This is a genomic window from Gordonia namibiensis NBRC 108229, assembly GCF_000298235.1.
GTDB lineage: Bacteria > Actinomycetota > Actinomycetes > Mycobacteriales > Mycobacteriaceae > Gordonia > Gordonia namibiensis.
Window position 1 is genome coordinate 34908 of record NZ_BAHE01000052.1, and the last position, 21334, is coordinate 56241.

The 21334-nt window shown below is 69.4% G+C and carries 5 protein-coding genes; 3 read left to right on the forward strand and 2 right to left on the reverse strand.

Annotated features, from left to right (window positions below):
• Positions 1 to 47 precede the first annotated feature (47 nt).
• Both GONAM_RS19260 and GONAM_RS19265 read right to left on the reverse strand, forming a co-directional pair.
• Entirely contained in the window at positions 48 to 911 is an 864-nt protein-coding gene (locus GONAM_RS19260) for a glycosyltransferase family 2 protein (RefSeq protein WP_006868428.1), read from the reverse strand.
• Positions 911 to 18355: a non-ribosomal peptide synthetase gene (locus GONAM_RS19265; protein ID WP_040536984.1), complete on the reverse strand. Its 17445-nt coding sequence runs from the start codon at positions 18353 to 18355 to the stop codon at positions 911 to 913. Before GONAM_RS19265 ends, GONAM_RS19260 begins: the two co-directional genes overlap by 1 nt.
• Positions 18356 to 18658: 303 nt before the next feature.
• Between GONAM_RS19265 and GONAM_RS19270 the strand changes: the two genes are divergently transcribed.
• Genes GONAM_RS19270 through GONAM_RS19280 form a run of 3 tightly spaced genes read left to right on the forward strand, consistent with a single transcriptional unit; the run spans position 18659 to position 21329 of the window.
• Positions 18659 to 19627 (forward strand): daunorubicin resistance protein DrrA family ABC transporter ATP-binding protein, encoded by a 969-nt coding sequence (locus GONAM_RS19270; protein WP_006868431.1) that lies wholly within the window; start codon positions 18659 to 18661, stop codon positions 19625 to 19627.
• Positions 19624 to 20478: an ABC transporter permease gene (locus tag GONAM_RS19275; protein WP_006868432.1), complete on the forward strand. Its 855-nt coding sequence runs from the start codon at positions 19624 to 19626 to the stop codon at positions 20476 to 20478. Before GONAM_RS19270 ends, GONAM_RS19275 begins: the two co-directional genes overlap by 4 nt.
• Entirely contained in the window at positions 20475 to 21329 is an 855-nt protein-coding gene (locus GONAM_RS19280) for an ABC transporter permease (RefSeq protein ID WP_006868433.1), read from the forward strand. Before GONAM_RS19275 ends, GONAM_RS19280 begins: the two co-directional genes overlap by 4 nt.
• Positions 21330 to 21334: the final 5 nt, after the last annotated feature.

The following is a 21334-nucleotide window of genomic DNA, read 5'->3' on the forward strand; positions in this document are numbered from 1 at the left end:
ATCTTCATGGGTTGCCCCCAAACTACCAGATCACGGCGGGACGGCACCTACAGATAGACCACCCGATACTTGAGACTCCCCTTGATCCGACCGACGAGGTTTCCGGTCACCCAGATCCACGCGCCACGTCGACGACGGGACCATCCCCAGGGCCACACCGGGCAGGTGGCGAGGACGACGCCTGCGTGGATCGGGAACCACCACCACTCACGGCCGGGGGCACCGTACTGCTTCGCGACCCGCGCCTCTTCGCTGCCGTAGTCGATGACCTGGTTCCAGGACTCGCGCAGGCCGGTGCGGTAGCGGTACGCAACCATCGCCTCGCGCGCATAACCGAAGGAGTACCCGGCGGTCTGCACACGCCAGCAGAACTCGACATCGCTGCCGGCCGTCGGGTAGTCCTCATCCCACCCGCCGACGGCATCGAACACCTCTCGCCGTACACCGAGATTGCAGCCGAAGCTCATCGGCAGGTGGCGGCCCAGGACCACCGGTTCCTCCGGGTCCGGGAGGGCTCGCCAGGCGGCGACGATCGGGTCGTTGAGGGTGTCCCGTTCGAGGGGCCCGCCGATCAGGTCGGCGTCCCGGCCCGCGGTCACCATCGCGCGCAACCACGTCGGATGCACGGCATCGTCCTGGTCGCAGTAGGCGATGAAGTCCCCTCGCGCGCTGCGGGTTCCGACGTTACGCGCATGCGAGGTACCGGCTACGTCCGAGGAATCCACACAGCGAAGGTCCAGATGCTCCCGCAGCGGGTGAGTGTCCAAGTGCTCACGCACCTCTGCGCTACCCTCGTTGTCGCTGACGATGACCTCGAAGTCGCCGGTGAAGTCTTGTGCCGCCAAGGCTTCGAGCTGAACGTCGAGATCCGGCAGACCGCGGTGGTAGGCGATGACCACCGATGCCGTCATCACGGCACCTCCCGCAGCTCGGCAACGGTGAGTGCTCGGTCCGGGTCGGCCGCCACGGTCTCGAGGATCGCTCGCATCCGGTCGACGACGCATTCCGCAGTCGCCGTGTCGAACAGTGCCACCGGGTGCAGCAGCGTTCCGGTGAGTCCGGCGGGACCATCGGCGTCGCGGACTTCGAGCACGGTGAACTCCAACTCGTGCTTGGCCACGGTGTTCGCAATCGGCTCCCTACTGATCCGCACGCCGCCGAGGTCGATCTCGTTCATCCCGGCGTCATCCGCCCCGGCCTGCTGCAGGATCAGAGTCGCGGGGAAAAGCGGGTGTCCCGACGATCCGGCCGGGTCCCGCTCGAGACCGAGGGCTGTCGCCAGTTCGGGAGTCGAGATGTCCGGGTGGGCGAGGCCGTCGAGAAGCTGCTGGTGGACGTCGCGGGTCAGGTCGGCGAAGGCACGAGAGTCCGTGGCGTCGAGTCGCATCGGCAGGTCCTCGGCGAAGTTGCCGATGACTCCGTCGAGCGAGACATGCGACCGGTTGGCGTCGGCCGTGCCGACGCGCACATCGGGGTCGCCGGCCAGGTCGGCCAGGATCACCGCGAACGCAGCCTGGAGCACGGCGAACATGCTCGACGATTGGTCCCGCGCGTATCGGTCTAGCGCCGTGTGCACCTCGGCATCGAGCCCGAATACGACCGTCGCACCGGCTGATTCCCAGCGCTCCGGACGCGGACGGTCGGTGCGGAGAGCGGGGCCGGTACCGGGTCCCCGCGTGCCGGCAGTCAGCCGCTTCGTCCAGTAGGCGAACTGACGCTCCCGATCGGCGTCGAGGATCTCGGTCCGCCAGCGCGCATAGTCGCGGAACCGGACGCCCGGTTCGGGCAGTACCGATGCGGTCTCCGTGTCGGAACTCCGGGCGACGAATGCGGTGACGAGATCGCGGGTCAGCGGGCCCATCGACTGGCCGTCGACGCTGAGGTGGTGCGTGACGAGCACCAACACGTGGGTTCGCGGGTCGAGACGCAGCAACTGCAGCCGCAGCGGGGGACCGTTCACCACATCGATCTCCGCCCAGGCCAGGTCGGTGAGCACGCGTTCGAGATCGCCGGCTGCGACGTCCCGCGGTTCGAGTCCGCGACCGATGAGGTCAGCGACGCCACCGGTCGGCAACACGACGAGTTCGGGGCCGTTCTCCGCCTGGACATGTCGGGTGCGGAGCGACTCGTGGCGGTCGACGACGTCGACCAGGGCCGCGTGCAAGACCGCGACCAGAGACTCGGTGTCGAGGTCTCCGGAGAAACGCACGGCGACCGGCACATTCCAGTCGGCTCCGGCACCGCTGTTCACGGCCTCCCAGATCCGACGCTGCGCCGGCGCGAGCGGCGCCGGGTCGTCGTCGTGGCCTCGGACCAGTTCCGGCACATCGACTCCGGACGGGTCGAGTGCGGGCAGTGCGTCGATCTGCGCGGCGAGGTCAGCGACGTCGACCGCGTCGAACAGCATCCGCACCGGGATCCGACGGCCGAGCTCGGCCTCGAGGAGCGCCGCCACCCGCGTCGCCGACAGCGAGTTGCCGCCGGCGTCGAAGAAGTTGTCGCTCAGGCCGATCCGTGCCGCGCCGGTGACCTCGGCGATCACCGTGGCCACGCGCTGTTGCAGCTCGGTCTGCGGCGCCTCGTAGGCACGCTCGGCGATCCGCGGTCGAGGTAGACGTGCCCGGTCGATCTTGCCGTTGCCGTTGGTGGGAAGCGTGTCGAGGACATGCACTTCGGGACGCAGATAGGACGGCAGCAGCTGAGCGGCCTCGCGCCGGACGACCTCGGCCTGCGCGTCGTCGCCCGTCACGAATCCGACGACCCGATCCTGCCCATCGGCACCGGCACGAGCAACGACCACCGCATCCACCACGCCGGTGCATCGCCGGAGCGCCGCCTCGATCTCGCCGGGCTCGATTCGGAAGCCGCGCACCTTGAGCTGGTGATCCGTGCGGCCCAGGTAGTCGAGCGAGCCATCCCGGTTGCGCCGCACCAGGTCTCCGGTGCGATACATCCGTGCGCCGGATCCGTCGATGCCGTACGGGTCGGCGACGAACGCCGCCGAGGTCCGCGCCGGGTCTGCGTGATAGCCGCGAGCCAGTTGGATTCCGCCCAGGTAGAGCTCACCGGCGACTCCGACGGGGACCGGTTGGAGCCGTGAATCCAGGATGCGGATGGACACGGTCGGCTGTGGGGAGCCGATCGGGACGCGGCCGGTCGGCAGCGCCGTCACCTCGTGTCCGGTGACGCTGACCGCCGCCTCGGTGGGGCCGTACAGGTTGTGCACCAGGGTCTTCGGTGCCGCGGACCGCATTCTGTTCACGAGCTCGGCGGGGAGTTCCTCACCGATGCACAGTGCGGTGGTCAGCGTGGCCGGTGGGTCGCCGGCGTCGAGGACCATGCCCAGGGCCGACGGCACGGTCGGCAGGACGGTGATGCGGTGGCGGTCGAGGATGTGGAGCAGTTCGGCGCCGTCGCGTTCGGCACCCGGTTCGGCGAGGACGACGCGTGCCCCGGTACCGAGGGCCCACCAGTACTCCCACACCGACAGGTCGAAGCCCGCGGAGGTCTTGATCAGTACCGAGTCCCCCGGACCCATCGGATACCGGTGTTGCATCCAGCGCAGCTGTTCGCCGACGGCCGCGTGGGACATGCTCACGCCCTTGGGGATTCCGGTGGATCCGGAGGTGAACAGCACGTAGGCCGTGGTCTCGGGATGGGGCGCCGGGAACTCGCACGCACCTGGCCCGGCGGTGAGGTTCAGCGAGCCGACGTCCAGCAGTTCGAGATCACAGTAGGGGCGCGCGTCGGGAGCATCCGGACCGGCACCGAGTACGAGGACCGGGTCGGCGACGTCGAGGATCATCGAGGCGCGTTCCGACGCTGAGAGATCCACCGGCACGTAGGCGGCGCCGACGGTGGCCACCGCGTACATCGCGAGTAGCTGCAGCAGGCCGCGGGGCGCGGTGATCGCCACACGGTCGTCGGGTCCGGCGCCGTGATCGGCGACGATGCGTGCGAGCGTCGTGACCTGCTGGGCGAACTCGCGATACGACACCACGCGGTCTCCGACGACCACCGCATCGGCGTCGGGGGTGCGGGCCGCCTGGGCGTGGAACGCCGCCGCGAGGCCTTCGTTCTGCTCCACCGCCGCGTCCGCATCGGGTCGAAGTGCGGTCATCGTGAGGGAGCGTTGCTCCTCTTCCGACAGCACTGCCAGGTCCCCCACCGCCCGGTCCGGGGTGTCGACGAACGCGGTGAGGATGCGCTGGTAGCGCTCGACGAACTCGCCCGCGGTCAGGGCGTCGAAAAGGTCGGTGGCGTAGACCAACTGGCCGGTCAATCCGTCGGGTTGTCCGTCGTTGTCGAACATGTCGGCCAGCGTGAGGTGCAGGTCGAACTCGGCGACCTCGACGTCGTCGTCGATGATCTCGACCGCGAGGCCGGGCAGGGACAGATCCATCGATCCGATGTTCTGGAACGACAGCGCCGTCTGGAAGACCGGGTGATGGGACGGCGACCGCGGCAGGTCGAGTTCTTCCACGATTCGGTCGAACGGCACCAGCGCGTTCGAGAATGCGTGGAGCGAGGCTTCTTTCGACGCATCGATCGCGTCTTCCACGGTCGCGGAACTGTCGATGACCGTCCGCAGTGCGAGCATGTTCACGAACATGCCGGCGACCCGATCGAGGTGTTGTTCGCCGCGGCCCGCGATCGGGGTGCCGATGACGACGTCGCGGTTGTCGCCGAGTCGGCCGAGGAGCACGGCCAGCGCGGCGTGCGCAACCATGAACGGCGTGGCGCCGAGCCGGTTGGCCGCCTCGACGATCCGCAGGTGCAGGTCTGCGTCGACCGCGAAATCGATCCGCGCCCCACGACCGCTCGGGTGTGCCGGCCGGGGCCGGTCGAGCGGCAGGTCGACGACCGGCGGCGCCCCGCGCAGTCGCTCCTGCCACCCGCGCAGCTGGGCATCCGCGATCCCCTCGTCGAGGACTGCCCGTTGCCAGAGTGCGTAGTCGGCGTACTGCACCGACGGCGCGCTGATCGCCGGACTCGCCCCGGCGTAGTCGCTCGCCAGCTCACCGGCCAGCGTCACCATCGTCAGGCCGTCGGCGCAGATGTGGTGGGCGACCAGCACGAAGACGTGCTCGTCGGGTCCCACGTCGTCGACTCGCAACAGTACGGCCCGGATGGGCGGTTGTGCCGTGACGTCGAAGGTCGTCCGGGTGATGCCACGGATGGCGTTGTCCAGGCCGTCACGACGGGCCGTGATCGTCTCGAGAACGGTCGGCGTCGAGTCGGCGGCCAAGACGACCTGATGCGGGCCGTCTGCGCTGTCGGGGTAGATCGTCCGGAAGACCTCATGCCGGACCAGTAGTCCGTGTAACGCCGCTCTGAAGGCGGCGAGGTCGAGGTGCCCGGTCAGGCGCAACACGATCGGGATGTTCTCGGTGAGTGCGCCGGGATCGAACCGGTTGAGAAACCACATGCGCTGCTGCGCGGGCGACAGCGGGATCTGTCCGGGCCGTGCTATTTCCCCGAGGACCGGACCGACGCGCAGCGTCGACGAATCGAGTCGAGTGGCGAGCGCCTGGGCGGTCGGTGCGTCGAACAGATCGCGGACCGACACTTCCCGCCCCGAACGAGCACGGATGCGCGCAACGACCTGCGCGCCGATGAGCGAGTTGCCACCGGCATCGAAGAAGTTGTCGGTGGCGCCCACCCGCTCGCGTCCGAGGAGCTCGGCGAACACCTCGGTCACCAGCACCTCGTGGGCGGTGGCGGGGGCGACGTGGGCGGTGAGGACGGCGAATGTCGCCGCCGGCAGCGCGCGCAGGTCTACCTTGCCCGCCGGTGTCAGCGGGATGGCGTCGATCTCGACGATCGCGGCCGGGATCGCGTGGCCGGGCAGAGTTTCTCGTAGGTGGTCGAGCAGGACGTGCGGATCGACGGCGTCGATTGCCGGGACGACGTGGGCGACGAGGGCGGCATTTCCGTCCGGGCCGGCCTGTGCGGTGACGACCGCCGCCCGGACCTGTGGATGTGTGCGCAGCAGCGCCTCGATCTCGCCGGTCTCGATGCGATGACCGCGGATCTTGAGCTGGTGGTCGATACGTCCACGGTGAACCAGTGCGGGACCGCCGGATTCGGCGTCGGCGCGGACCTGCACCAGGTCGCCGGTGCGGTAACGACGCGATCCGGGCGGGCCGTCGGGGTCGGCGACGAAAGTCGCCGCGGTCAGGGCCGCACGACCGTGATACCCGCGAGCCAATCCCGTTCCGGCCAGGTAGAGTTCGCCGCTCACACCGGGTGTGCAGGGCGCCAGCGCGGTGTCGAGGACCGCGACGCGTGTGCCGATGATGCCGCGCCCGATGGACATCGGTTCGGTGTCGGACTCGGTCATCGGCCCGGCGAGCGTTCCCATGATGGTCGACTCGGTGGGACCGTAGGCGTTGAAGAACCGCACACCGGAGGCGATCCAGCGCTGCGCGATCGTCGGCGAGCAGGCGTCACCGCCGACGATGACCGTCCGCAGGTGCGGGAGATCCTCGGGTTCGATGGTGTCGAGTACGCCTGGGGTGAGGAAGGCGTGGGTGATGCGTTCGCGGCGGAGCAGGTCGGCGAGGTCGTCGGATCCGTAGATGTCGGTGGGCGCGACGATGGTCGTGGCGCCCACGTCGGTCGCCATCAGCAGTTCGAGCACGGCGGCGTCGAAGCTCGGTGACGCGAAGTGCAGGACGCGGCTGTCGCGGTCCACGCCGTAGCGGCGCTGTTCGGTGACGAACGACGCGACGCCGCGGTGCGTGATCGCGACGGCCTTGGGTCGTCCAGTGGAGCCCGACGTGAAGATCAGGTAGGCCAGCTGGTCGAGGTGGCGCGGTGCACGCAGTTCGTCGTCGGCGATCGGACCGGACGGGAGAGCTGTGAGTTCGGCGTCGGTGTCCGCGTCGTCGATAACCAGGAGGTCGACGTCCTGCCCGACCACCTGTTCGCCGAATCCGGTGGTGGTGACGATGATCGACGCGCCGGAATCGCGGAGCATGAATGCGATCCGATCGGCGGGATAGGACGGGTCGACGGGAACGAAGGCGGCTCCAGCGGCGGCGACGGCGCGTGTCGCGACGACCGACCAGACGGATCGCGGGAGGGCGAGGGCCACAACTGTTTCCGGACCGGCGCCACGAGCGATGAGGGCACGCGCCAATCGGTGGACACGTCTTCCGACCTCGTCGGCGTCGAATGCCCGCCACTCACGGCAGTCGTCGTATCCGACCAGGCGGTGATCCGGGTGGCTGATCGCGTCGGCGAAGAATGCCGGCGTGGGGGCGTCGGACCCCGACCCGGCGGCCAGCGTGGCCCGCTCGTGATCGTCGAGCAGGTCCAGGGCACGCAGGGGTGTCGCCGGGGTCGCTGTGGCGGCACCGATCGCTCGGCCGAGTCGGGCGAGGATGCCTGCGGCGGTCGAGTTCCGGTAGACGTCGGGCCGATGGATCAGCGCGAGGTCGAGGCCCCCGTCGGCGGTCGGTGTCGCGGTGAACTCCAGGTCGAAGCGGGCAACCGGGATGTCGAGGCGTACCGCCCGGGCCCCGGTGGCGCCGCCGTCGCGCGCGGCAGCAGGATGGTCGCCGTCGACGGTCAGGGTCGCCTGGATCAGCGGATGGCGGGATCCGCTGCGCGACAGACCCAGATGGTCGATGATCTCCTCGACATCGAGTTCGCCGTGATCGATTGCGTCGACCACGACGTCACGCGAACGTGTGACCAGCGCGTCGAAGCCGGCGTGCGGATCGACGTCCAGTCGTAGCGGCACCATCGTGACGAACATGCCGACCAGATCTGCGACGGCCGCCTCGGACCGTCCGGAGGTCGGGGTTCCGATGACGATGTCCCGCCCCTGCCCGGATCGGCTCAAAGTGAGGGCGAGTGCTGCGTGCAGGACGCCGAAGACGGTGCTGCCGGTGCGATCCGCGAGGGTGCGGATTCGATCGGCCGCGCCGGGTCCGAGCGTCACGTGGTGGACCTCGGGTGCGCCGCCGTCGGCGTCGGCCTCGGGCGCCGACAGCGACGGGGCCCCCTCGAGCGCCGATTTCCAGTAGGAGAGATGGGCGGCCAGCTCCGAGGACGGGTCCTCAACGATGCCGAGCCGCGCGGCCCGGCGGACGACATGGTCGGCGTATTGGATGGGCAGCGGGCTCCACGCGGGGGCGCCACCGGCCAGGCGCGCGGTGAAGGCCTGTTCGAGGTCACGGGCGAGGACGCGTAGCGACCAGCCGTCGGCCGCGACGTGGTGGACGGCGAGCACGACGACCGTCTCGTGTTCCAGTTCCCGGACGACGATCTTCAGGGGCAGATCCTCGGAGAGGTCGATGGTCGCCGACAGGGCCGCACGGACCGCGTCCTCTTCCGACGAGGGTCCTTCGACCACGAGCGATTCGAGAACGACGACCACCGGATCGAGGTCGTACTCGCCGGGCGCGAGGATGACCTGGCGCGGGCCGGTGGCGCCCTCGGGGTAGACGGTCCGCAGGATCTCGTGGCGTTCGATCACGTCGCCGACCGCAGCCCGCAACGCCTCACGATCAAGTCTCAGCGGGAGCCGGATCGGCGCGACGATGAGGTACTCCGACGACGCCGGATCGATCCGATTGTGCAGCCACATCTGCAGCTGTGCAGGTGCCAGCGGAAGCACCTCGGGACGCGCGATCTCGGTGACCGGCGCCTCGCTGCTCCGGGTGGCGTCGGCGGTGGCGGCGAGGGCGGCCGCGGTTCGGCCGTCGAACACCGCACGTACCGGAACCCGGACGCCGAGCTTCTCGGCGATACCGGCGACCAGCCGAGTCGCGACCAGGGAGTTGCCACCGGCGGCGAAGAAGTCGTCGTCGACGCCGACGTGATCGCCGAGGACGTCCCGGATGAGCGTCAGCACAACACCTTCGGTCGGTGTCCGGGCTTCGGTGTCACCACCGACGGTGGCGACCGGTGTCTCGGGTGCCGGCAGGGCGCGGCGGTCGACCTTGCCGCTCGTCGTCGTCGGCAGGGCGTCGGAGAGCAGGATGTGGGTCGGCACCATGTGGTCGGGCAGGTGCGCGGTGAGGTGGGCGCGAAGCTCGGCAGCGGTGATCGAAGCACTGCTACCCAGCACGACGTGCGCGACGAGCTGAGTGCCGACGCGCGGGTCGTCGTGGATCACGACGACGGCGGACCGCACCTCCGGATGCGACGACGCGACGGCCTCGATCTCACCGAGTTCGACGCGCTGGCCACGGACCTTGACCTGGAAGTCGCTCCGTCCGAGGTAATCCAGGACGGGTGCGGAGTCGTCGGCCGTACGACGCCAGCGCACCAGATCGCCGGTGCGGTACAGGCGTTCACCGTTCCCCCACGGCGAGGCGACGAATCGGGTTGCGGTGAGGTCCGGTCGGGCGTGGTAACCCCGGGCCAGTTGCACACCACCCAGGTACAGCTCGCCGGTCACGCCGCCGGGAACGGGGCGCAGCCGGTGATCGAGCACGTGAACGGTGTTCCCGGCCATCGGGCGGCCGATCGAGATCGGGGTGCCGTCGATGGTGGCGGAGACCTCTACGGCCGTCACGTCAACGGCAGCCTCGGTCGGCCCGTACAGATTGTGCAACGCGGCGGCCGTCCGCGCGCGGCCTGCTTGCGCCGTCGGAACCGTCAGCGCCTCACCGCTGGTGAAGATCATACGGAGCGAGGTGAGATCGGCATCAGCAGGAATGGTGGCCAGGAAGGCGTCGAGCATCGTCGGCACGAAGTGGATCACCGTCACCCGGTGCTCGCCGATCACCTCGGCCAGTGCTGCGGGGTCACGGTGGGCGTCGGGTTCGGCGAGGACGAGGTCGGCGCCGGTGACCAAGGGCCAGAACAGTTCCCACACCGAGACGTCGAAGGTGATCGGCGTCTTCTGCAGGACGACGTCACGGCCGTCGATCGGGTACTGCCGCTGCATCCACGCGAGTCGGTTGACGATGGCCTCGTGGGTGACGCTGACCGCTTTCGGCACGCCCGTCGAGCCAGAGGTGAACAGGACGTAGGCGGGATGTCCGGGTCGGAGCGGGCTGACCCGGTCCGCGTCGGTGATCGGGGTGTCACAGCGGTCGAGCTGCAGGTCGGTCGGATCGAGGAGACGATCGGCGAAGGCAGCCGGGATTCGGAGCGCGTCGTCCGGAGCGGAGAAGATCCGGACAGGATCGGCGGTCTCGAGCATCGCGGCGATACGCGGGGCGGGAGCCGCGAGATCGATCGGTACGTAGGCTCCGCCGGCGGCAACAACGGCATGGATCGCGACCAGCATGTCGACCGACCGCGGTACGGCGACCGCGACCGTCCGCTCCGGCCCCACCCCGGCGTCGATCAGCGCGCGAGCGGAGCGAGCCACGCGTCGCGCGAAGTCGGCGGCCGAGATCCTCTGCTCGGCGTCGACGACCTGTCCGGCGGCGTCACCGGCCAGTGCATCGGGAAGCGTGCGTACAGCGGGTACGACGGGCGACGGCCCGCCACTTCCCCACTGCCGGACCGTCCGGTCCAGCTGCGGAGCGTCGAGGAGCGTCAGCTCGTGCACGCGCGAGTGTGGTTGCCCGACGAGCTGTTCCAGGATGCGTAGCAGGTTGTCGGCGAACCCGGCGACGGTGTCGCGGTCGAACAGGTCGGTGGCATAGGTCCAGCGGGCTCGCACCGGCTCGTCCAGACCGTCGATGACCTGCGGCATGTCAACGGTCAGGTGGAGGTCGAAGCGGGCCACCGGCACGTCGATCGACAGCGGGGTCGCGGTGAGTTCGCCGCCGACGATCGGCCCCGGGACCGGGTCGCCGAAGGCGAGCATCACCTGGAAGACCGGGTGGTGCGCACCGCCGCGGTCGGGCTCGTACTCGTCCGCGAGCTCGTCGAACGGTATCTCCGAGTTGGTCAGTGCAGCAACGTCACCCGCCCGAACCGCGTCGATCAGGTCCTCGACGGGGCGGTCCTCGTCGATCCGGGTGCGGAGCACCACGGTCTCGACGAACATGCCGACCAGGTCGTCGAGCACTTCGCTACCGCGTCCCGACACGGGCGTACCCACAACGATGTCGGACGTACCGGACAACCGCGCGAGGAGGACCGCGAGCGCAGCGTGGACGAGATGGAACACCGTGGCGCGCCGGGTCTGTGCGATCGCCGCGAGTTCCCCGACCAGAGCAGGGTCGATGCCGAACTCGACGGTGCTGCCGTGATGAGTCGGTTGCGCGGGCCGATTGCGGTCGCCAGGCAGCGGAAGAGGTCCGGGCAGATCCGTGAGCGCCCGCCGCCAGTGGTCACGCTGGCGGGTGATGCTCGGATGGGCGCCCCGCTCCCCGGTGTCGCCGAGAAGCGTCGACTGCCACATCGTGTAGTCCGCGTACTGAGCCTGCAACGGTTCGCGGGTCGGCGTGGTCCCGGCGGCCGCGGCGAGATAGTTGTCGAGCAGGTCGGCGACGAGCGGACCCATCGACCATCCGTCGGCGGCGATGTGGTGGACGACGATCACGATGACGTACGACGCGGGTGCGGTGTGGAACACCGCGACCCGGAACGGGATTCGGCCGGCCAGGTCGAAGCCGCGGTTGGCGACCTCGGCGATGTGATCCTCGACGCGACTGATCACCTCGGCGTTCACCCCGCTGAGGTCGATCTCCGCGGTCTGGAGGGCCTCCTCGGTGGGCAGCACGTGCTGACGGGGTATCCCGGCGTCGGCGGGGTAGATCGTGCGGAGGACCTCATGCCGGTCGAGCACTCCGGTCACGGCGGTCCGGAGCGCGTGGGCGTCGAGTGGTCCGTCGACCTGAACGGCGAACGGCAGGTTGTAGAGCGCGGTCCCGGGCGTGATCTGGTCGAGCAGCCACATCCGACGCTGGGCCCGCGACACCGGCAGGATCGTGGGACGCGGCCGAGCGATGAGCCGGGGTCGGTCGGAAGTTGCGGTCGCGTCGACGGCCTGCGCAAGGTCGGCGATCACGGGTGACTCGAAGACGGCACGAACTGGGAGGTCGACGCCGAGGACGGCGGCGATTCGACCCGAGAGTCTCGCCGCCATCAGCGAATTGCCACCGAGGTCGAAGTAATCGTCGGTCACACCGATCACCCGGTTCGCGTCGGCGGGGAGCAGGTCGTCGAGGATGCCGACGAGGATTCGCTCGGTGGCGGTCCGCGGCGCGACGTGCTCGCGCTCGGCGCGCGGCGGTTCGGGCAGCGCATTGCGGTCGACCTTGCCGTGGATTCCGCGCGGCAGTTTGTCGAGGACGATCGCGGAGACCGGGGCCATGTAGGCGGGGAGCCGGTTGCGCAGGTCGGCGAGAACCGCGGCCGGATCGAGCACGTCCGGGTTGCCCGGTGCGGGAACGAGGTAGGCGGTGAGGGTGTCGCCGTGATGGGCGGCCACCGCGGCGGCGGCGATCCGTGGATCGGCGGCGAGCGCCGACTCGATCTCGCCCAGTTCGATGCGCAGGCCGCGGATCTTGACCTGGAAGTCGTTGCGGCCGTGGAACTCGAGCACGCCGTCGGGACGGATGCGCGCGAGGTCACCGGTCCGGTACATCCGCTCGCCGGTACCTGCCGGGTCGGCGACGAAGCGGTCCGCGGTCAGGTCGGGACGTCGCTCGTAGGCAGTCGCCAACTGGACACCGCGCAGGTACAGCTCGCCGACGACGCCCAGGGGCACCTGATGCAGGCGGGTGTCGAGGACGACCGCGCCTGAATCATCTACTGGCACACCGATGGCCACCGTCGGCGACGGTGTGGTCGAGGAAGACACGGGCGTGGGCGTCCACTCGTGGTGGGTGATGCCGACCGCTGCCTCGGTGGGTCCGTAGAGATTGAAAACACGCGCGCCGAGCACATCGGCGGCACGCTCGGCCGTCGACGGTGCCAATGCCTCGCCGATGCACAGCAGCCGGCCCACGGGATGCGGGGTTCCGGCCATGTCGGCGACCGCGTCGAGGTGCGCGTCGAGCAGGGATGGCACGAAGTGCGCCGCGGTGACCTCGGTGCGGGCGAAGAGGTCGGCGATGTAGCGGGGATCGCGGTGACCGTGCGCGGTCGCGATGACCAGACGGGCACCGTTGACGAGAGGCCAGAACAGTTCCCACACCGACAGGTCGAAGGTCAGGGCCGTCTTGAGGACGGTGATGTCGTCGGGGCCGAGGGGGAATTCCGCGGATTTCCATCGCAATTGGGCCGCGATCGCCCGGTGCGAGACCGCGACGCCCTTGGGCGTGCCCGTCGAGCCGGAGGTGTAGATGACGTAGGCCGTGTTCACCGGTCGCAGCGGCGCGACCCGTTCACCGCCGGTGACCGGCGAAGGGGCGGCCGGCGGAACAGCCGTCACGTCGATGACGTCGGCGTACTCCGGGATCGGGACTGTCGGCGGCCCTGCGGTCAGCACCACCGCCGGCCTGCAGGAGTCGACAACCAAGCGGGTCCGACGAGCCGGCGCGTCCGGGTCGACGGGGACGTAGGCGCCGCCCGCGGCCAGGACTGCCAGGACGGATTCGACGAGGGTCGCCGACCGTGAGATCGCGACCGCCACCCGTACCTCGGGACCGACCCCGGCGTCGATCAGGGTGCGGGCCAGTGAGTTCACGCGCGCCGACAGTTCCGCATAGGTCTGCGACGACCCGGTGGCGTCGTCGTGGAGGGCGACGGCCTGCGGGTTTCGCGCGGCACCGCCGGCCAGGAGCCCGGTCAGGGTGGCGTCGTCGCGCCCGCTCACCGGCCCGGTCAGCATGTCGGAGACCGAGTCTGCGGCGAGGTCGCCGACCGGGGTGTCCGCGGCATCGAGGGCAGCGGACAGGAGCTCGACCCACAGCCGGTGCCAACGTTCGACGGTGTTGTGGTCGAACAGGTCCCGGTCGTAGTCCCACTGCACGCGCATCGTCGCCCGGCGTTGCGCTTCGCCGCCGTGACCCGATCCGCCCTGCTCCACGACGGTCAGGTGCAGATCGGACTTCGCCACTCCCAGCGACATTTCGAGGATCTCGGCGTCGACCCCGTCGAGAGTGAGCTGTGCCGGCGCGATGTTCTGATAGGAGAATCCGACCTGGAAGAGCGGGTGATGGGCCGCGGAACGTCGTGGCCGGACCGCGTCGACGAGGCGGTCGAACGGCACGTCGGCGTGCTCGAAGGCGTCGAGGTCGACCGTCCGCACCTGCGAGAGCAGTTCGGCGAAGGTCGAATTCGCGTCCAAGTGGGTCCGCAGCACGACGGTGCCGACGAACATGCCGACCAGGTCGGCCAGATCCCGGTGGTGGCGGCCGGCGACCGGGGTGCCGACGGCGATGTCGTCGGTTCCGCTGAGCCGCGACAGCAGGATCGCGAGGACGCTGTGGGCGACCATGAACGGCGTCGTCCCGGTGTTCCGTGCGACCGTGCGCATCCGGTCGACCAGCTCGGCGTCGATCTCGGCGTGTAGTTCACCGCCGCGCATCCGGGGGTGCGCCGGTCGCGGGCGGTCCGTCGGCAGCGCGAGGAGATCGGGTAGACCGCTCAGATGCCGTTGCCAGTAGTCGAGTTGGACGGCGGCGACCGACGACGGGTCGGCCTCCTCGCCCATCACGTCGAGATGCCACAGCGTGTAGTCCCGATAGGTCACCGGCAGCGGCATCCACTCGGGTGCGGTCCCGCCCCGGCGCGCCTGATAGGCGACGACGAGGTCCCGGGCCAGCGGTGCGGTCGACGAGCCGTCGGCGGCGATGTGGTGCACGACGGCCACGAGGACGTGGTCGTCCGTGCCGACGGCGAGCAGCCGGATCATCACCGGCACTTGCTGTGCGACATCGAAACCGGTGGTCGCCAGCTCGGCCAGCCTGGCTTCGAGATCGTCGGTGACCTCCGGCTCGGTCAGGGTGCGCAGGTCGACTGCGGCGGCGGGCTCGACCTGCTGGACCGGACCGCGTGGACCGTTGGGGTAGACGGTGCGCAGGGTTTCGTGGCGCTCGACGACGTCGAGGATTGCGTCGTGTAGTGCCTGCCGATCGAGGGCCCCGCGCAGGCGGAGAGCCAGCGGGATGTTGAAAACCGGTGAGGCCGTGTCGAGCTGGTTGATGGCCCACATGCGGCGCTGGGCGGGCGACAGTGGCACCGCGCCGCCCGAGACACTGCGTCCGGCGCGGAGTTCGGGGATTCGACGGGTTGCCGGGTCCGCGAGCCGCGCGGCGAGGTCGGCGACCGTCGGTGACTCGAAGACCCAACGAACCGGTATGTCGGCGTCGAGTTGACCCGACAGCGTGGACACCATCCGGGTGGCGGACAGGGAGTCGCCGCCGAGGGCGAAGAAGTCGTCGGCCCGGCCCACCTGCGCGGCGCCGGTGCACTCGGCGAACGCGTCGGCGACGGCACGTTCGGTGTCGGTACGCGGCTCGGCGTAGGGCGCCGCCTGGATCGTGGGTACCGGCAGGGCCGCACGGTCGAGCTTTCCCGAAGTGGTGGTGGGTATCCGGTCGAGACGCAGGAACGCGGTCGGCACCATGTGTCCGGGGAGGACCGCCCGTAACTGCTCGCGAATGGCCCCGGTGTCGGCGGTTCCCGTGTAGTAACCGACGAGGTAAGTGTTTCCGGCAGCGTGGCTTCCGACAGCGTGGCTTCCGTCGGCGTGGCTTCCGTCGGGGGCCTGCATCGTCTGCGGTTCGGTGACCGCGAGGTCGACGCCGGGAACGGCTCCGATCGCGGCATCGATCTCGCCGAGTTCGATGCGGAATCCGCGGATCTTCACCTGTCGGTCGGCGCGACCGAGATAGTCGAGCCGGTATGCGGCATCTTCGCCTTCGCCGGCCAGGCGCCAGCGGACCAGGTCGCCGGTCCGGTACATCCGTGCACCCGCGGGACCCCACGGATCGGCCACGAACCGGGACGCGGTGAGGGCTTGTCGCCGGTGGTAGCCGAGCGCGACGCCCGCACCGCCGATGTAGAGCTCGCCCGTCGCGCCGGCTGGTACCGGCTGCAAACGGTGGTCGAGGACGACCGCGGTCGTCCCGGTGATGGGCCCGCCGATCGTGACCGGCTCGGTGGGATCGAGAGGGCCGGCGAGGGTCGCCATGACCGTGGCCTCGGTGGGCCCGTACGCGTTGAACATGCGCCGACCGGTCCCCCAGCGCGCCACGAGATCGGGCGGGCAGGCCTCGCCACCGACGATGACGGTGCGCAGATCCTCGAGTCCGCCGGGACCGTGCGCGTCGGCGGGCAGGGTGGCCAGCGCGGCGGGAGTGAGGAAGGCATGGGTGACGCGCTGTTCGCGAAGTAGCGCGGCCAGTTCCCCGCCGCCGTAGATGTGCCGCGGGACGATCACCATGGTGGCACCCGACGCGAGGGCCAGCAGGGTTTCCAGCACCGCGGCGTCGAAGCTCGGTGATGCGAACTGAATGGTGCGCGAACCCGATTCGACGCCGTAGCGGCGAATCTGCTCGTCCGCGAGGGAGGCCAATCCGCGATGGCTGACGACGACGCCCTTCGGGACGCCGGTCGAGCCGGAGGTGTAGATGACGTAGGCCGGGTCGTCGACGTGCAACGGGCGGAGACGGTCCGCATCGATGATCGGCTGCGCAGAGGCGTCCCGGTAGGCGGCGACGACCAGGTCGTCGTCGAAGCCGATCCACTCGCACCGACTGTTCAGGCCGTCGAGCCGGGCGCGACCACCGGGGCCCACGATGCCGAGATCGACGGCGCTGTCGTCGAGGAGGTAGCTCAACCGGTCGTCGGGGAGCGCCGGGTCGATCGGCACGTAGGCGCCACCTGCGAGAAGAACCGCGAGTTGCGTTGTGACGGAGTATCTTCCACGCGGCAGCAGCAGCGCTACCGTGACGCCCGGTCCCACGCCGCGGTCGATGAGGATCCGCGCGAGCCGGTGCGCCCGGAGGACGAGCTCGTCGTAGCGCAACGTACGTGCCCCGTCGACGACCGCGTCGGCGTGCGGATATGTTGCAGCCGTGCGGGTCACGAGGTCGGCGAAGAGCATGGGCTCCGACGCGACGGGCCCGCGCGCCGGCACCAGAAGTGCCCGTTCGTCCTCGTCGAGGATGTCGAGGTCGGCTACCCGGGTGTCTGGTCCGGTCGCGACCATGTCCGCGAGGACGCGAAGATAGCGGCGGCGATGGGCGACGAGTTCGGGTTCGGGATACGCGGCGGCGTTGGCCTCGAGGTCGATGCGGAGGTCGCCGGATCCGGTGCCGGTGTAGACGGTGACGGCGAGATCCTCGGTGGGGCCCGTGCTGAGGATGTGGCTGTAGCCGATGCAATCGCCGAGGATCATCTCGCTGCGGAACATCATCACGTTGACGGCCGGACCGAAGAAGCCGCGACCCACCGAGGAACCGGCGGCCGACCGCGCGGCCAGGTCGCGACGCATGTCCTCGAAGCGATACCGCTGATGGCGCAGGGCCCCGCTCAGTTCGGTGGTGATGCCGGCGATGAGGTCACCGATCCCCATGTCGGGGGTGATGCCGCTGCGGATGGGCACGACGTTGGACACCATGCCGCCCGAACGCCGGAGCATCGCATTGGTCCGGGCCGACACCGGCAGGCTGAGTACGACGTCGTCGGTACCGGCCATCCGTGCGACGTACACAGCGAGCGCCGCGCTCGCCAGTGCTGCCACGGTGACCGAGTTGTCGGCGCAGTAGCGCTCCACGTTCGCGATCAGGCAGGGGTCGAGTTCGCCTCCCACCGTGCGGGAGTCAGCTCCCCCGCCGATGACGGGATCGGCTAGGCGGACCGGATCGGGCAGGTCGTGCAGGCGCTGCGCCCAGTGGTCGCGATCGCGTCCGAAACGGGTCGACGACCGGTAGGCCTCGTCGTCGGCAAGGAAGTCCTCGAGAGAGCCGGACTTCGGGGGTGGGACGGGAAGACCCTGTGCGCGTGCGGTGTACACGGCGGCCGCACGTTCGGCGAAGGCCGAGGCGCCGTAGCCGTCGAGCAGCATGTGGTGCACGCGGTTGTACCAGTAGTACCGGCGGTCATCGATGCGCAGCGTCGCCGATTCCATGAGGCGGTCGGCGAAGAGGTCGAGCGGGCGGCGGAACTCCTCGTCCATCCACACCCGGGCGGCGGCCTCGGGATCGTCGTGGTCCCGGAAGTCCAGGTGCAACATCTCATCGCGCAGTTCCTCGTCGAGGTACTGCAGCGGGGCCTCGGTCGGGTCGTCGGCGGGGACGAGCCGGACCATCGCGGTGCCGAACTCGCGGGCCACCTGCCGGCCGACGTCGGTCAGCAGTTCGGTGTCGAGATCGCCGAGCACCTCGATGTACTGCGCGATCGAGAACGGGGTCTGCGGGACGAGCTGCTGGGCGAACCACATGCTGCGCTGCGCAGCCGACAACGGGACCAGGCGTTCACCGACGGCCGACATGCTCGTCGATGCGGCGTCGTGCCGCTCGTGGACATCGTTGGTGGTCACTTCTCGTCGCTTCCGGGTGGGTCAGGGCATGCCGAAGAAGACCCGGTACCGCGAGGTGACCGGGCTGGATTGGGGTGGTCAGGCGTTTAGAATCGCCTGGGTGGGACGGCTCGACGGCCGTGGTTCGTCGGCGTCACATGAGGACCGCCGGTGGTGAACCTCCCGAGTTCACGGCATGCGGCCCACGAGAGTAGGCGGGTTGCCCGTCGGGATTTAGCACAGGCTAACCTTAACACGGCCTCATGCTGCCGACGAGATTCGCCGGCGCCGCCGAGGGACGACGCCCGACGATCAGGAGTTGTGATGACCGAACCTGCCGTGCGGGTGGACGCCATCACCAAATCCTTCGGTGATGTCCACGCGGTTCGCGGAATCTCCTTCGAGGTGCCGCGCGGAAGCGTCCTGGGCATCCTCGGACCCAACGGTGCAGGTAAGACCACACTCGTCGACATCCTCTGCACCCTGATCACCCCCGACTCGGGCTCGGCCACGGTCGCCGGCCACGACGTCGCCCGGCATCCCGGCGGGGTCCGCGAGGCCATCTCGATGACCGGCCAGTACGCAGCGCTCGACGAGACGCTGGGCGGTCGGGACAACCTCATCTTCTTCGGCCGGATGCAGGGCCTTCGACGGGGTGCCGCGCGCGAGCGTGCCGACCACCTGCTCGAGCAGTTCGATCTCGCCGAGTTCGGCAAGCGACCGGTGTTCTCGTACTCCGGCGGCATGCGACGACGCCTCGATATCGCCTGCGGACTGGTGATCCGACCCGAGGTCGTGTTTCTCGACGAACCCACCACTGGACTCGACCCGCGCAGCCGCCAGGCGGTATGGGCGCTGGTCGAAGCGCTCAAGGCCGACGGCATCACGACGCTGCTCACGACGCAGTATCTCGAGGAAGCCGATCGCCTCAGCGACAACATCATCGTGCTCGACAAGGGCCGAGTGGTCGCCGAGGGCACCGCCGAGCAGCTCAAGCAGAAGGTCGGGGGCGCCTACTGCGAGGTGGTCCTCGACGATCCGTCGCGGTCCGACGAGATGTGCGGGCTGCTGCGTACCCGACTCGCCGTCGACCCGAGGCCGACGGTCGGCGACGACACGACGATCACCCTCTCCACCACCGACGGGGTCGAGACGATGGGTGCGGTCATCGCCATCGCCAAGGACGCCGGGATCCGGCTCACCGACGTCGGCCTGCGCAACCCCTCTCTCGACGACGTGTTCCTCACCCTCACCGGCTCGCCGAGCGGCACCACCGAGGACTCGACGCGGTGACGACCACGCACCCCGCGGACCGGGAGACACACACCTTCTCCCGGATCGACTGGCCCGACGACCACAACCCGACCGTCGTCTCGCGGAGATGGCCGTTTCTCCGGCAGTGGACGACGATGACCGACCGCGGTGTCCGATCGGCGTGGGCCGAGGGCGAGTTCGCGGTCGCGGTGGTGATGCCGCTGGTCTTCGCGCTCGGTTTCTACCTACCGCTCCGCCTGGTGATGGCCGACCGGGGCATCGACTACGCACAGTTCCTGATGCCGATCATCGTGCTGCAGGCCGTCGCCTTCACCGCGATGGCCGCCGCCCAGCGCGCAACCCTCGACAAACTCCGCGGGATGAACCGTCGACTCGCGTCGATGCCGGTACGGGCCCTGGTACCGCTTTCCGCGAGGATGACCGTCTCACTGATCCGTTCGGTGGTGTCGATCACGGCAGCACTGGTCTTCGGTGCGCTGCTGGGCTTCTCGTTCGCCGGCGGGTTGCTCGACACCCTGGCCTTCGTCGGTTTCGCGCTCGCGGTTGCGGTGGTGCTGGCGATCGGCGCGGATTCGCTGGGTCTGATCGCCCGGAATCCGGAGGCCACCTCACAGTTGCTCCTGCTTCCGCAACTGGTACTCGGCCTGCTGTCGACCGGTTTCGTACCGGAGTCGGGATTCCCCGAGTGGGCCCAGCCCTTCGCCCGGAACCAACCGATCTCCCACTTCGCCGCGACCATGCGAGAACTCGCCGACGGCAACCCGACGATGTCGACCGCCCTGCCCGCCCTGCTCTGGCTCGGCGCGCTGGCCGTGGTCTTCGTCGCGCTCGCCCATCACACCCAGACACACCGCCGGCTGTACCCATGACCCGAGTACCCGTGAGCCGATCCGCCACCGATTCTCCGGACGTCCTGGGGTTCCCGCCGCGCCAGAAGTGGACCGCCGAGTCCACCTCGCGCGCGTTGATCCGCGGCTCGTTGATCCAGGCCGAACGAATCCTGGTGAAGTGGGCGACCGATCCGGTGACGCTTCTGCAGTCGCTGCTGTTCCCGGCGATCATGGTCCTGATGTTCTGGCTGGTCCTGGACCGATCGGTCAGCGCCCACTCCGGGTCGTCGAGCGTCTTCGGCATGGTCCCGATGGTGGCGCTGGTCGGTGCGATGTCCGGTGCGTCGATCAGCGGTCTCGGGCTCCGCCGGGAACGCACCTCCGGGCTGCTGACCAAGATGTGGGTCCTGCCCGTCCACCGCGCGTCGGCGATGGTCGGACGCTTGCTGGCCGAAGCGGTCCGCGTCGTTGTCACGGTCAGCGCCGTCCTCGCGGTCGGCACCATCATCGGCTTCCGGATCGAGTCAGGAGTTCTCGGTTATCTCGCGATCATCGGGATCACCCTCGTGTTCGGGCTCTCCTTCTCGATCATGGTGACCGCCCTCGCCCTGCTCAGCCGGGAGTCGCACATCGTCGAATGGGTGGCCATCGGCACCAACCTCGCGATGTTCTTCAACACCGGTTTCGTTCCCGCCCAGTCGTATCCGGGCTGGTTGCAGCCGATCGTCGAGTTTCAACCGCTCAGCTGCGCGGTGAACGCCATCCGCGGTTTCGCGGCCGGCGGTCCGATCGCCGAGCCACTGCTCCTCACCATCGCCTGGTCGGCCGCGTTGCTGCTGATCTTCACGCGACCGACGCTCGCGGGGTATCGGCGGGCAGCAGGGCGCTAGACCGA

What these genes read in the sequence shown, in the direction of transcription:
- GONAM_RS19260 (WP_006868428.1), bottom strand. Translation starts at nt 911, where the DNA reads ATGACGGCATCGGTGGTCATCGCCTACCACCGCGGTCTGCCGGATCTC.
- GONAM_RS19270 (WP_006868431.1), top strand. Translation starts at nt 18,659, where the DNA reads ATGACCGAACCTGCCGTGCGGGTGGACGCCATCACCAAATCCTTCGGT.
- GONAM_RS19280 (WP_006868433.1), top strand. Translation starts at nt 20,475, where the DNA reads ATGACCCGAGTACCCGTGAGCCGATCCGCCACCGATTCTCCGGACGTC.